Origin of the sequence: Phyllobacterium sp. P30BS-XVII (assembly GCF_014138335.1) — a bacterium.
Taxonomy (GTDB): domain Bacteria; phylum Pseudomonadota; class Alphaproteobacteria; order Rhizobiales; family Rhizobiaceae; genus Phyllobacterium; species Phyllobacterium meliloti.
This window is the reverse complement of record NZ_JACGXO010000002.1, coordinates 402,887-417,006: the sequence shown is the minus strand read 5'-3', so window position 1 is coordinate 417,006 and position 14,120 is coordinate 402,887. Positions and strand designations below refer to the sequence as shown.

The window sequence follows — 14,120 nt, the reverse complement described above, 5'->3', positions numbered from 1 at the left end:
GGTCAAGCCCGAGGATGACGGAGATGGATGGGTTGCACGGAACCAAGTTCTTCAACATTGACGATTGGGTATGCTGCAATGTTGGTGATTATCGTTGCAACCCACCCATCTCCCTCATGGTGAGCCTGTCGAACCACGCACCATTTTATTGCAGTTGGTATATCGCATTAAGTACTCTGACCCAACCGCGGGCGGCCAAGGGAATGGTATTCCAGCCCGGACCCTTCCAGATCCTGCTCGCCGAAAACATTGCGCAGATCGAACAGAACATTGCCCTTCATCAAATGGGCGACCTTCTTCAGATCAAGCGCGCGGTAGGCGTTCCATTCGGTCAGGAGCACCGTGATATCCGCGCCGTCAATGGCCTCATAGGCTGACTTGCACCAGAGAACACCGGGCAAAACAGGTTCGGCTGCTGACCGTGCTTCCGGGTCATGCGCGCGCACGGTCAGGCCAGCCTTTTGCAGGGCCGGAATAATATCGAGCGCCGGCGACTCGCGAATGTCATCGGTGTTCGGCTTGAAGGCGATACCCAGCGCCGCAACGGTCTTGGCACCGCTTTTGGCAGCCGCTTCAATCACCCGCTCGGCCATGGAGCGTTTGCGCTGCTCGTTGACGGTCACAACCTGTTCGATCAGCGTCTGCGGTGCATTCATCTTGCGCCCAGTTGCTGCATAGGCGCGGGTATCCTTGGGGAAACACGATCCGCCAAAGCCCGGTCCCGCATGCAGGAATTTCGAGCCGATACGGTTGTCCATACCAATGGCGCGCGCCACGTCCTGCACATTGCCGCCGGTCTTTTCGCAAAGGTCAGCGACCTCATTGATGAAAGTCACCTTCATCGCCAGAAAGGCATTGGCGGCATATTTGATGATTTCGGCATTTTCGAGTGTCGTTACGATCATCGGCGTTTCACGCAGGTAAAGCGGGCGATAGACCCGTCTCATGGCGTTGGCACCGCGCTCGTCATGCACACCGACCACAACGCGGTCGGGACGCAGAAAATCTTCCACGGCCGAGCCTTCGCGCAAGAACTCGGGATTGGAAACCATGGAGAACGGCACATCGGGCCGCGCCTTGGCGATATGGGCGCGCACATCCGCATTGGTGCCGACGACAACCGTAGACTTGATGACAATGACGGCGCCGGGCTTCATGGCCGCCGCAATTTCATCGGCCGCCGCATAGATATATTGGAGGTCGGCCTCACCGTCGCCGCGCCGCGAAGGCGTCCCCACGGCAATAAAAATCACATCCGCATCGGCCACGGTTGATGCCAGTTCGGTGGTAAAAATCAGGCGACCATCGCGGGCATTGCGGGTGAGGAGTTCGTCGAGGCCGGGCTCGTAGATTGTCACTTCGCCAGCCTGCAGGCGCTCGATGATTGCAGGGTTCTTGTCGACACAGGTCACCTGAAAGCCAAATTCGGCAAAGCAAACACCCGAAACCAGACCGACATAGCCAGTCCCGATCATCGCAATCTTCATCGCACTATCCCATCCGTAACATCAATTTCGCGCAGACATGTCGCATATTCGCGCGGCGCTGCCAATTGCGGGGTTTTGTCCAATTTAAAACGCCAGCCACGAGGTCGCGACTGGCGTTTTCGATGTCTCTTATCTAGAGCGTTTCAACGGTGGTTCAAGCAAGTTTCGGCGGTGTGCGGTCCGGCCCCCGGCGCTCGGCTGATGCTGCCCACAGATTGATGTTGGCATCATTCGCATAGGTATCGATTTCGGCAAGCTCGGCGTCGGTAAATTCAAGATTTTCCAAAGACTTGACGCAATCGATAACCTGCTGCGGCTTGCTGGCACCAATCAGCGCCGTAGTAATCCGCCCGCGACGCAGCACCCAGGCAAGCGCCATCTGCGCCAATGTCTGGCCACGCTTCGATGCAATTGCGTTCAAAGCGCGGATATTGGCAAGGTTCTGTTCGCTGAGGAATGCCGGATTAAGCGACTTGCCCTGTGCAGCGCGGCTCTCATCAGGCACGCCCTTGAGGTATTTGTCCGTCAGCATGCCCTGTGACAGCGGCGAAAACACGATGGAGCCAATGCCGAGTTCTTCCAGCGTGTCGACAAGCCCGTCCTCTTCAATCCAGCGATTGATCATGGAATAGCTCGGCTGATGGATAAGGCATGGCGTGCCCAGCTCTTCCAGAATTGCCGCCGCTTCACGGGTGCGGTGCGAATTGTAGGACGAAATGCCAACGTACTGCGCCCGGCCTGAGCGCACGATGTGGTCAAGCGCCATCATGGTTTCTTCCAGTGGCGTATCCGGATCAAAGCGATGCGAATAGAAAATATCGACATAATCGAGACCCAGACGCTTCAGGCTCTGGTCACAGCTGGCAATCATATATTTGCGGCTGCCCCATTCACCATAGGGCCCCGGCCACATGCCATAACCGGCCTTCGAAGAGATGATCAGCTCGTCACGATAGCCCTTGAAATCATTGCGCAGGATTTCGCCAAAAGCTTCTTCAGCCGAACCGGGCGGCGGGCCGTAATTATTGGCAAGATCGAAATGGGTAATGCCGAGATCAAAAGCCTGACGGCAGATCGCCTGTTTGGTCTGGTGCGGCGTGTCATGACCGAAATTGTGCCACAACCCCAGGGAAATCAACGGTAGTTTGAGGCCGCTCTTGCCACAGCGATTATACTTCATCGTGTCATAGCGTTTGGAGTCTGGAGTCCATTTCATGGCTTATTCTCTTCCCTGTCATCTGTCTCGCCAAGCCGGACGATTCCCGTTTCAGCGCGCCGGACTATGAACGAAAGTCATAATGATGTCATGACAGGAATTGGCAAAGCCGAAGCGCGATAATACGTATTGTACGTAATTTACGTATTCTACGTAAAACCTTGGCATCCGCAGAACGCCGGGTGTGCGCCGTTCTGCGGAGTTAGGCGTCAAGCCTTGATGATCATGTCCTTGTCATCGAAGCGATAGGTGCGCCCGGCATCCGGTGTCGCATAAAGCACCTGATCGACCTCATACTGATGCTCACCGAACAGCCGCACCGTCAGCGGGCCGAAATCGGTCTGCAGATAGATGATTGTATCCGCACCGAGATGTTCCACATGGATAACCCCGCCCTTCCACGTTCCTGATGTGTTGCTGACCTGAATATGTTCAGGGCGAATGCCAACCGTCTTTGCCGTGGCGTCGCCGAGCTTTGCACCTTCGATCAGATTCATCTGCGGCGAACCAATGAAACCAGCCACGAATAAAGTCTGCGGCGAATTATAAAGCTCCATGGGCGAGCCGACCTGCTCGATCCGGCCCTTGTTGAGAACCACGATCTTGTCGGCCAGCGTCATAGCCTCCACCTGATCATGCGTAACGTAGATCATGGTTGCCTTGAGCTGCCGGTGCAGGCGGGCGATTTCAAGCCGCGTGTTGACGCGCAAGGCCGCATCAAGGTTCGACAGGGGCTCATCGAAGAGAAACAGCTGCGGCTCGCGCACAATGGCACGCCCGATAGCCACGCGCTGACGTTGACCACCCGATAGTTCCGCCGGACGGCGCTCCAGATAATCATCGAGTGATAGCATGGCAGATGCGGCCTTGGTGCGTTCCTTGATTTCCTCGGCGGGCTTGCCTGCCTGTTTCAAACCAAGACCCATATTGTCCCGGACAGAAAGATGCGGGTAGAGCGCGTAGGTCTGGAACACCATGGCGATGCCGCGCTTTGCCGGCGGCGTGTTGTTGACCTTTTTGCCGTCGATGAGAATCTCGCCTGAGGTCGCGTCCTCAAGCCCTGCGATCACGCGCAGAAGGGTCGACTTGCCACAACCGGATGGTCCGACAAAAATCACGAATTCGCCGTCCTTGACCTCAAGGTCAATGCCTTTCAGCACGTCCACATTGCCAAAAGACTTGCGAATATTTTCAATCTTCAAAGAACCCAATGTCTTGTTCCCGTCTTCAAACTTTTAATTAAAGGTCAACCGGCTTGCCGGTGCGCACGCTTTCATCCGCCGCAAGGCAAACACTGAGCGATCGCACGGCATCCTGCATGTGGCGGCCAAGGTCGAGATTTTCACGGATGGCTTTCAGTACAAAGGCCTGCTCCAGATCACAAAGATCCTGATGACCGGGTTCGCCCGCCATGTTGAGGAGTTCGTCCGGCTTGGCAAAACGCCCATCGGCGCCCCTTTTGGCCGAATGCAACCGGATGGTCGATGTCTTGGTGTGCGAGTCAATATCATCCGACTTGGCGTTCTGGTCCATGACGATGGACACGCAGCCATTGGGCGAGATGACGTCTTTTACGAAGAAGGCCGTTTCCGAGATCATCGGACCCCAACCCGCCTCATACCAGCCGACGGAATTGTCATCGAACAGCACCTGAAGATGGCCGTAATTGTACATCTTGGCGTCGATCTCATCAGAGAGCCGCACGCCCATGCCGCGCACCTGAACGGGCTTCGCATCGGTGATCTGCAGCATCACATCAAGATAATGTACGCCGCAATCAACGATGGGCGAAGTGGTCTGCATCAGCGCCTTGTGGGTTTCCCATGTGGGGCCGCTCGACTGCTGGTTGAGGTTCATGCGGAAGACATAGGGCCCACCGAGCTTGCGCGCTTCGCCGATCAGCCGCACCCATGAGGGATGATGGCGCAGAATATAGCCAATCACCAGTTTACGGCCATATTGCTTGGCGGCTGCCACCACACGTTCCGCATCGGCAACGGTGGTTGCGAGCGGCTTTTCGACAAAGACATCGGCACCCGCTGCCATGGCAGCAACCGCATAATCCGCATGGCTGTCGGAATAGGTGTTGATCGAAACCAGTTCCGGCTTGAGATCATTAAGCGCCTGTTCGAACGATGGATGGATTGTGTAGCCTTGAAGCTCTTCAGCCAGCGGCACGACGGAGCGGTTCACCAGTCCGACAATCTCAAAGCCGGGATTGTTGTGATAGGCGAGCGCGTGGCTTCGGCCCATATTGCCAAGCCCTGCAACCAGAACCCGCACGGGCTTTTGCGTATTCGCGCTCATTTGACGGCTCCGGATGTAATGCCGCGGATCAATTGCCGCGAGAACAGGAAGTAAAGGACGAGCACCGGCAGGATCGCGAGGGTCAGCGCCGCCAGAACCGCATTCCAATTGGTGACAAACTGGCCGATGAACACCTGTGATCCCAAGGTGACGGTCTTGGTCGCATCGCTCGGTGCAAGGATCAGCGGGAACCACAGATCGTTCCAGATCGGGATCATGGTGAACACGGCAACCGTGGCCATGGCTGGCCGCACCAGAGGCAGCACCAGCCGGAAGAAGATCGAATATTCAGACAGACCGTCAATACGCCCGGCATTCTTCAGATCGTCGGACACGGTGCGCATGAATTCGGTCAGGATGAACACGGCAAGCGGCAGCCCTTGCGCCGTATAGACGAGGATCAGCGCGGTCAGCGTATTGACGAGGCCCGTTGCGACCATGCCCTGAAGAATAGCCACAGTGCCAAGCCGGATCGGGATCATGATCCCAAGGGCCAGATAGAGACCCGTCATTGCGTTACCGCGGAAGCGGTATTCCGACAATGCGAAGGCAGCCATGGCACCGAACAGCAGCACAAAGAAAATCGACACGGAGGTGACGATCAGGCTGTTCTGGAAGTACAGGGTGAAGTCCCCCTGCTTGAGCACCGATTCATAACCGATCAGGCTGAAACTCTTTGCATCGGGCAGACCAAGCGGATTGCGGAAAATCGACGCCCGGTCCTTGAACGAGTTGATGACGGTCAGGAACACCGGAAACAGCGCGATCAATGTATAGATGACCAACGCCAGATGAACGAAACCGGAGCGGAGAAGCGATGTGCGGGCTTTTGCCATGATGAACCTTCCTAGAACTGGTACCGGCGCATGCGCCGCTGGATGGCAAAGAGATAGATGCAGACACCGGTCAGGATGATGAGGAACATCACCGTGGCAATGGTCGCGCCCATGGATTTGTCACCGATCTGCAGCTGGAAACCGAAGAAGGTGCGATAAAGCAGCGTACCCAGAATATCCGTCGAACCGTCAGGCCCCGCCAGCGCGCCCTGCACCGTGTAGACAAGATCGAAGGCATTGAAATTGCCGACAAAAGTGAGGATCGAGATGATGCCAATGGATGGCAGGATCAGCGGCAGCTTGATTTTCCAGAATTGGCTCCAGCCGGTAATGCCATCGCATTCGGCAGCTTCCAGAACCTCTTCGGGAATGCTGAGCATCGAAGCGTAGATCAGCATGGTTGGAATGCCGACATTCTGCCAGACAGAGATCAGCGAAACGGTGATAAGCGCCGTATCGGGCTTGCCCAGCCATGGCGCGAACAGCGATTTCAAGCCAACCAGATCGAGCAGGTAAGGCGATACACCCCAGATTGGTGACAGGATCAGCTTCCAGATGAAGCCGACAATCACGAAAGAAAGCAGCGTGGGCAGAAACAGCACGGTTCGATAAAATGCACCAAACCGCAGCTTTGGCACGGAAAGCAGCGCAGCAAGAGCAACGCCGATCGGGTTCTGCACCAGCATATGGATAAGGAAGAAGACAAAATTGTTGCGCAAAGCGTTCCAGAAACTGGCCGACCAGCGCGGCTCACCAAACAGGGTCTGGAAATTGCCGAAGCCGACAAACACGCTGTGGCCGTCAACCTCATTGAACAGGGACAGGCGCAATGTCTCGATCAATGGCAGGATCATGATTGCCGTATAGACGATCACCGCCGGCAGCAGGAACACAAGGATGTGCCAGCGCCGTGTGCGTTTGTCCTGACCCGTGTCAGACTGGGTATAGTCGGCCGTGCTCATTAAATCGCAAACCCCTGCTTCTTGATTTGTTGGTTATGGAAAACCGGTCCACGACTGCCGTTGGTCAAATGAATGGGCGACAATAATCGCAATATCCGGAACAGATCGACAAAACCTGCTCGCGATAAAGAAAATGCCGGGACGGCATGCGCCATCCCGACATCGGATTGCTTATTTCGCAGGCTTGTACCAGCTGTCGAGACCGTCCTGCAGCTTCTTGGCTGCAACTTCTGGCGTGTCGGTGCCATTGATCACATTGGCCGATTCAACCCAGGTTTCGTTTTCAAGGTTCGGCTTGCCACGCGACAGAATCTGATAGGTCGAGCGGATCGTTGGCTTGCACTTTTCGCGCCATGACACGAATTCCTGCGCCAGCGGGTCCTTCATCTTCACCGGTGTCGACGACAGGCTGAAGAAGCCCGGCAGCGCATTGGCATAGATGTCGGCGAACTCAGGCGAAGCGACCCATGACAGGAACTTCTTGGCGGCTTCCGGATTCTTGCTCTTCGCATTCATCGCTGCGCCAAGATCGGCGTGATCAGAGATGTAGCAGGTGTCGCCAGCCTTCTGGACCGGTGGCAGGAATGCACCCATCTTGAACTGGGCCTGTGTGTTGAACAGCGAGATTTCCCACGAACCGGCAGGATAAATTGCAGCGCGACCGAGTGTGAACAGGTTCTGGCTGTCCGGATAGGTCTGGGCTTCGAAACCGTCGCCGAGATAATCCTTCCACTTGGCCAGTGTCTTGTAAGGCGCAACCCAATCCGCATCGGTAAGCTTCTGCGTACCCTTGATCAGCGCAGTACGGCCTTCTTCACCCTTCCAGTAGTTTGGACCAATGTTCTGGTAGCCCATGGTTGCGGCTTCCCAGAGATCCTTGGTGCCCATGGCGAGCGGAATGTAGGTACCGTCCTTCTTGATCTTGTCGAGAGCGGCGAAGAATTCAGCTTCCGTCGTTGGAACAGTGATGCCCAGCTTGTCAAAGGCATCCTTGTTGTAGATGAAGCCGTGAATAACCGAGGCCATCGGCACGCAGAACGTGTCGGAACCATCGTCCGTGCTCCAGGCGGCCTTGGCAACCGGAGAGAAGTTTTCAATGCCCGGAAGGCTCTTCAGGCTCGACAGATTGCCGCGCTTGAACTGTTCCAGCGACTTGTCGAAAGGACGGCAGGTGATGATATCACCGGCGCTGCCTGCATCGAAGCGGGCGCCAAGAGCAGCATCATATTCGGTTGGCGGTGTTGGCGCGAACTTGATCTTGATCCCCGGATTCTTCGCTTCGAAGGCCGGAATGAGCTTGTCCTGCCAGATGGCAAGATCGTCGGTACGCCAGCTTTCGATTGTCAGCGTGGTATCCGCAGCATGAGCAAAACCGGCCGAAGCCAGCACGCTGGTTGCCATAAGCAGTGTTTTTAAAGTCGTGCTTCCCATTTTAGTCTCCTGTTGCACCCTTTGAGCAGTGCCGTTAACGAGAGCCGAGGCTCCCTTTGAGTTCCGAAAGCGCCGGGCGTAGCCTCTGTTGATTGCCTTCGAGAATGTGTGATGCCTGTTTTGCATTGGCGGCTCCGGCGGCCAGCAGAATGGCCGATTTCACCGAACCGCCAGATGAGGCCAGATGCTGCTTTGCGTGCGCGATGTCACAGGCGCCGATGGCCGAAACGATGATTGCGGCGCGCTCGCGCAGCTTTTCATTGTCGGCAACGAGATTGACCATATAGCCGTCATGCACATGGCCGAGATGCACGGCCATCAGCGTCGACAGGAGGTTGAGCGCAATCTTCTGCGCAGTCCCTGCTCCCATCCGGGTTGACCCGGCGACGATTTCCGGCGGCGTTTCCAGCATGATGGCAACATCAGCCTGCGCGAAAAGCGGCACATCAGGATTATTGGCAATGGCAATGATTTTCAGCCCGCGCCGCTTGGCTTCGTCGATCGCTGCAAGCGCATAGGGCGTGGTGCCGCTGGCGGAAATGGAAATCAGGCAATCGCCACGGCCAAGGTTGGTATCGGCGATATCTCTGGCAGCCTGTTCGACATCATCTTCATAGCTGCCTGCAAGACGATTGAGGCTTTCAATACCGCCCGCCAGCAGAATGACCACGCGGTCAGGGGCAATGCCGTAGGTGCCGGGCAATTCGAGCGCGTCGGCAAGGGCCATCAAGCCGGAACTGCCCGCAGCGGCATAGGCGATACGCCCGCCAGCGGCCAGAGTCTCGGCGGCCAGCAATGCGGCCTTGGCGATGGAATCCGTTGCGCGCGCCACCGAAGCCGCAGCCTCGATTTGCGCCTCGTGCAGCAAACGCAAAACATCTTCTGGCGATCGCTCGTCCAGTCCGGATGCCTTGTCGTTGCGTTGCTCGGTACGGGTTACCACCACTCGCCTCTCCTCATTGCGATAATTAATGCCAAAAAAATACCACTTGTCCAGCAGTTCTTAAAAAAATCCTGAACTGATTTTTGCATAAACTAAATTTGATAATAAAATCAATATGATAATTAAAAGTGGAAAAAACATGGAATTAACGCTTGGCTATTGGTATTTTATTGGTATTCTATTTTTCGGAGGGCAATTGATGTGACATATCTCCTGGGAATTGATGGTGGTGGAACGGGCTGCAGGGCAGCCGTGGCTGATATGAACGGCCATGTTCTGGGCACCGGCAAGAGCGGTTCGGCCAATATCATGACCGACATGGAGACTGCGCGTCTGAATATTCTCGACGCCACGCGCGCTGCCTTTACCGACGCCGGTATTGATCATGCTGCGATTTCATCCACAGCCGCAGTTCTCGGACTTGCCGGGGCCATTGTTGGCGGCAATGGCGCGAAGCTGCAGATAACCCTACCCTTTCAGCGCTCTCTGGTTGCATCGGATGGCGTGATCGCGCTGCAGGGTGCGCTCGGCGACAATGACGGCACCGTCGTTATCATTGGCACGGGGTCTTTCTTCATCACACGCGAAGGCAATGATATTCGTTTTGCCGGAGGCTGGGGCTTCAAGGTTGGTGATCTTGGCGGCGGCGCGCGCATTGGTCGCGACCTTCTTGAAGAGACGCTGCTGGCCCATGACCGCGTTCATCCTGCCTCGCCACTGACAGACAGCGTCATGGCACGTTTTGAAAACAGCCCATACAACATCGTCGAATTTGCCCATTCGGCTCGCCCCAGCGATTTTGGCAGCTTCGCTCCTCTGGTTTTTGATTATGCCGCCAATACCGATGCGGTGGCACTGGCTATCCTGCAGAAAGCAGCGACACAGATTGAAGAAGGTCTGGATGCGATCATGCCTGCAGGGCAAGAGCGCCTGTCGCTGATTGGCGGCCTTGGTGCATTGTTCGAAGAGCGCCTTTCCGCCCGCTACAGGGCAAAACTGCAAAAACCGCTGAACGATGCGCTGACAGGTGCCGTACAGTTGGCCGTGAAGAATTTCGCGTCCGCAAGCAAGGAGGCGGTGCATGGCTGACGGTCTGATCGATATCCTGCCGACGCTCAATGATAACTCCACCAGCGGCGGTCCGCTCTATGTCAAACTGCAACGGCTGATTGAAACGGCTGTGCGTGACGGCATGTTGCAACCGGGCGATGCATTGCCGCCGGAGCGGGAACTCGCCACCATCGCCGATATTTCGCGCGTCACTGTCCGTAAAGCTGTTCAGGGTCTGGTGAACACTGGGCTGCTTGTTCAGCGGCATGGATCAGGCACATTTGTCGCGCCCCGTTCCGAACGGGTCGAGCAATCGCTTTCGCATCTCACATCCTTCACCGAAGATATGGCGCGGCGCGGCATGATCGTCCGTTCCACCTGGCTTGATCGCGGCATTTATGCGCCATCGCCGGAAGAGATGGTCACGCTCGGATTGTCATCCGGCGAGAAGGTTGCGCGGATCAGCCGTTTGCGGGTTGCCAATGATACGCCCATGGCCATTGAACGCGCCGCCCTGTCCATTCATGTCCTGCCCAATCCGGAACTGGTGACACTCTCGCTTTATGCGGTGCTTGCGGAAGGCGGCAATCGCCCGGCCCGCGCTATCCAGCGCATTTCGGCGGCGATCCTGAAAGAGGCCGATGCCAAGCTGCTAGAGGTTCCCGCCGGTTCCGCCAGCCTCAACATCGAACGCATATCCTATCTTGAATCAGGAAAAGTGATCGAGTTCACCCGATCGATTTACCGGGCGGACGCCTATGAATTCGTCGCGGAGCTGAAGCTCGGCGACTCCTCGGAAATTTCAGGAGCAGTACTTTGACCACCAACGGAACACTCATGCGCGCGGAAATCCTGTCCATCCCGGATGTGACAGCACGGTTTCTCGATGCATCCCGCGATACGCTGGCCAATGCGGGTGCAAAACTGCGCGAGAAAAACCCGCCCTTCCTCGCATCCATTGCGCGCGGCTCGTCCGATCATGTTACGGCATACCTGAAATACGCGACTGAACTGACCGCAGGCATTCCGGTTGCCTCGCTAGGGCCTTCAATTGCCTCCATTTACGGTGTGACGTTGAAGCTGGAAAGCGCCGCAACGCTTTCCATTTCTCAATCCGGTAAAAGCCCTGACATTGTCAGCATGACCAAGGCCGCACGCGAAAGCGGTGCGCTGACGCTCGCTATCACCAATGAAATCAATTCCGATCTCGCCTATGCCAGCGATCTTGCTATCGATATTCTGGCCGGACAGGAACGCAGCGTTGCAGCCACCAAGACCTTTGTCAGTTCGGCGGTAGCGGGCCTCGCCCTGATCGGTCACTGGACCCAGAACGAAGAACTTCTGACGGCCATTGACGAACTTCCCAAAGCACTTGCCGCAGCGATCCGCTGCGACTGGTCGCCTTTTGGTGCTGCGATGAAGGGTGAAAACTCCCTGTTCGTGCTGGGCCGTGGACCGTCTTTTGCCGTCTCCAACGAAGTCGCGCTAAAGTTCAAGGAAACCAGCGCCATGCATGCGGAATCCTACTCCGCTGCGGAAGTCATGCACGGACCAAAGGCCATTGTCGGCAAGGACTTCCCTGTTCTGGTGCTGGCAACACGCGATGCAGCTGAAGATTCGCTCGTTGAAGCCGCTGACCGCCTGGCCGAGCAGGAAGCCGCCGTGTTCCTCACGTCTGCCAAACCGTCAAAGGCAACCGCCTTGCCGTTCATCGCAACGTCGCATCCGCTCACTGACCCGCTGACCCTGCTGGTTTCGTTCTATGCTTTCGTTGAGGAATTTGCCCGCAGCCGCGGCCTTAATCCGGATGAGCCACCGCATTTGAGAAAAGTGACTGAAACAATATGAGCACTGCCTATGCACTGACCGGCGCCGACATTTTCGACGGCGAAGACTGGCACACCGGTTCCGCCATCCTTGTTGATGAGGGCATCATCTCCGGCATCCTGGTCGAAGCGGATATTCCCGCCGGTATCAGGCGCGTCGAAATGCAGGGCGGCAAACTGGTGCCCGGTTTCATCGACATTCAGGTGAATGGCGGCGGTGGTGTCCTCCTGAATGACGGTCCGACGGTGGAGGCAATCAGGACGATCTGCAAGGCGCATGTGGCGTTTGGCACGACTGCACTGCTGCCAACCCTGATCACCGATACACCAGAGATCACCAATGCAGCGATTGCAGCGGGCAAGGCGGCGGCACAGGAAAAGGTGGCGGGATTTATCGGTCTCCACCTTGAAGGCCCCCACCTTTCCGTATCGCACAAGGGCACGCACGACCCGGCGCTTATCCGCCCGATGGAAGACAGCGATCTCGTTGCCATCATTGAGGCAGTTCAGGAACTGCCGGTTCTGCTGACCACGATCGCGCCGGAAACCGTTCCCACGGACAAAATCAAGGCCATGGTGGATGCGGGCGTTATTGTCAGCATCGGCCATAGCGGCGCGTCCTATGAAATCGCGATCGCGGCCAGGGAAGCCGGGGCATCCATGGCAACACACCTTTTCAACGCCATGAGCCAGCTCGGGCATCGTGCGCCGGGTGTTGTCGGGGCTGTTCTGGAATCAGGCGAATTATCAGCAGGTTTGATCGCCGACGGCTTCCATGTGGACAAGGCTTCCATGGCAATTGCCCTACGGGCGAAAAATGGTCCGGCGAAGATTTTTCTCGTCACCGATGCCATGTCGACGATTGGCACTGACATTACCACCTTTACGCTGAATGGCCGGACAATCCGGCGTGAGGGCGGGCGCCTGACACTGGAAGACGGTACGCTGGCCGGTGCTGATCTTGATATGATTTCAGCTGTTCGTTTCGTGCATCGCGAACTTGGGCTCGATCTCGATGAAGCCCTGCGCATGGCCTCGCTTTATCCAGCGCAAAGCATCCGCATCGATCATCAGTACGGGCGGATCGGCGCAGGTTATGTCGCCAATATTGTTCACCTTGATAATGCGCTTGATGTTGATCATGTGTGGATTGATGGTGATGTGCATTACGCGCGGATGTAGCTGCGTTCGTTGCATTTCCCTGTGGGGGTGTAGGTTCGTGGTTCGACATAACAACCAAACACAACAAGTCTGCCCCCACAATCACCACCCGAGTTGACGGCTTTCTCCGATTGGCGATACTTACCATCTCCAGGCAATCGGAGAAGTGAAATGGCCAAAGATGCGCTTGTTGTCATCGACGTGCAGAATGATTTTTGCCCGGGCGGTACGCTGGCAGTGGATGGCGGCAACGAGATTGTCCCAATCATCAACAAGCTGATCGTCCGGTTCGATCATGTCATCCTCACACAGGATTGGCATCCAGCGGGCCATTCCAGTTTTGCCTCCACCCATCCCGGCAAGGCACCTTTCGATACGATCAAAATGCCCTATGGTGATCAGACCCTTTGGCCCAATCATTGCATTCAGGGCACACCGGGCGCCGAGTTTCATTCCGATCTGCACTGGACTAAAGCTGAACTCATTATCCGCAAGGGTTTCCGCCCGCACATCGACAGCTATTCGGCGTTTTTCGAAAATGACCGCAAGACCCCAACCGGGCTCGGCGGTTATTTACGTGAACGCGGAATCACCAATGTAACCCTTGTCGGGCTTGCCACGGATTACTGTGTCGCCTATTCGGCGCTGGATGCCGTAAGCCACGGTTTTTCGGCCGACGTGCTGCTCGATGCCAGCCGTGCCATCGACATGGGCGGGTCGCTTGCCGCCATGGTCACAAAAATGCGCAATGCCGGTGTTACCCTGATCTGACCGACAAAAAGTGAACAGCTGCGCATTTTTTCCACAGGCTCGGCGTCAGACTTTAGGCCAACGTTATAAAATTGTTGTTTCTCTGTCACATAATGAGGATAGTGCCCGTAAGCGCACTCTAGATGACGCC

At 56.3% G+C, this 14,120-nt stretch carries 13 protein-coding genes; 5 read left to right on the top strand and 8 right to left on the bottom strand.

The window, feature by feature from the left end:
• Window positions 1–167: 167 nt before the first annotated feature.
• The 8 genes from FHW17_RS07910 to FHW17_RS07875 form a co-directional block, all read right to left on the bottom strand.
• The gene (locus FHW17_RS07910; RefSeq protein WP_113096324.1) at window positions 168–1,487 is read right to left on the bottom strand and encodes a UDP-glucose/GDP-mannose dehydrogenase family protein; all 1,320 of its coding nucleotides are present in this window, start codon (window positions 1,485–1,487) and stop codon (window positions 168–170) included.
• 154 nt (window positions 1,488–1,641) lie between these two features.
• Window positions 1,642–2,703, bottom strand: a complete 1,062-nt coding sequence (mgrA, locus tag FHW17_RS07905; protein WP_112529032.1) for an L-glyceraldehyde 3-phosphate reductase — start codon at window positions 2,701–2,703, stop codon at window positions 1,642–1,644.
• Window positions 2,704–2,912: 209 nt separating this feature from the next.
• On the bottom strand, window positions 2,913–3,914 hold the full coding sequence (locus FHW17_RS07900; RefSeq protein ID WP_112529030.1) for an ABC transporter ATP-binding protein: 1,002 nt from the start codon (window positions 3,912–3,914) through the stop codon (window positions 2,913–2,915).
• A gap of 28 nt (window positions 3,915–3,942) precedes the next feature.
• A complete protein-coding gene (locus FHW17_RS07895; protein ID WP_182509560.1) occupies window positions 3,943–5,010 on the bottom strand; it encodes a Gfo/Idh/MocA family oxidoreductase in 1,068 nt (355 codons plus the stop codon).
• A complete protein-coding gene (locus tag FHW17_RS07890; RefSeq protein ID WP_112529026.1) occupies window positions 5,007–5,846 on the bottom strand; it encodes a carbohydrate ABC transporter permease in 840 nt (279 codons plus the stop codon). The genes FHW17_RS07895 and FHW17_RS07890 overlap by 4 nt, the downstream gene beginning before the upstream one ends.
• Before the next feature lie 11 nt (window positions 5,847–5,857).
• On the bottom strand, window positions 5,858–6,808 hold the full coding sequence (locus FHW17_RS07885; RefSeq protein WP_182509559.1) for a sugar ABC transporter permease: 951 nt from the start codon (window positions 6,806–6,808) through the stop codon (window positions 5,858–5,860).
• 171 nt (window positions 6,809–6,979) lie between these two features.
• Window positions 6,980–8,239, bottom strand: a complete 1,260-nt coding sequence (locus FHW17_RS07880; protein ID WP_112529022.1) for an ABC transporter substrate-binding protein — start codon at window positions 8,237–8,239, stop codon at window positions 6,980–6,982.
• A 34-nt stretch (window positions 8,240–8,273) separates the two neighbouring features.
• Complete coding sequence (locus tag FHW17_RS07875) at window positions 8,274–9,185, bottom strand: N-acetylmuramic acid 6-phosphate etherase (protein ID WP_182509558.1); 912 nt, start codon at window positions 9,183–9,185, stop codon at window positions 8,274–8,276.
• A 198-nt stretch (window positions 9,186–9,383) separates the two neighbouring features.
• Here FHW17_RS07875 and FHW17_RS07870 point away from each other — a divergent pair, with 198 nt between their 5' ends.
• The 5 genes from FHW17_RS07870 to pncA all read left to right on the top strand — a co-directional run bounded on the left by FHW17_RS07870 (window position 9,384) and on the right by pncA (window position 13,990).
• Window positions 9,384–10,271 (top strand): N-acetylglucosamine kinase, encoded by an 888-nt coding sequence (locus FHW17_RS07870; protein ID WP_182509557.1) that lies wholly within the window; start codon window positions 9,384–9,386, stop codon window positions 10,269–10,271.
• Window positions 10,264–11,052 (top strand): GntR family transcriptional regulator, encoded by a 789-nt coding sequence (locus FHW17_RS07865; RefSeq protein WP_182509556.1) that lies wholly within the window; start codon window positions 10,264–10,266, stop codon window positions 11,050–11,052. Before FHW17_RS07870 ends, FHW17_RS07865 begins: the two co-directional genes overlap by 8 nt.
• 17 nt (window positions 11,053–11,069) lie before the next feature.
• Window positions 11,070–12,080 (top strand): SIS domain-containing protein, encoded by a 1,011-nt coding sequence (locus FHW17_RS07860; protein ID WP_112529138.1) that lies wholly within the window; start codon window positions 11,070–11,072, stop codon window positions 12,078–12,080.
• The gene (gene nagA / locus FHW17_RS07855; protein WP_182509555.1) at window positions 12,077–13,240 is read left to right on the top strand and encodes an N-acetylglucosamine-6-phosphate deacetylase; all 1,164 of its coding nucleotides are present in this window, start codon (window positions 12,077–12,079) and stop codon (window positions 13,238–13,240) included. Before FHW17_RS07860 ends, nagA begins: the two co-directional genes overlap by 4 nt.
• A 150-nt stretch (window positions 13,241–13,390) precedes the next feature.
• Window positions 13,391–13,990 (top strand): bifunctional nicotinamidase/pyrazinamidase, encoded by a 600-nt coding sequence (pncA, locus tag FHW17_RS07850; protein ID WP_113096318.1) that lies wholly within the window; start codon window positions 13,391–13,393, stop codon window positions 13,988–13,990.
• Window positions 13,991–14,120: the final 130 nt, after the last annotated feature.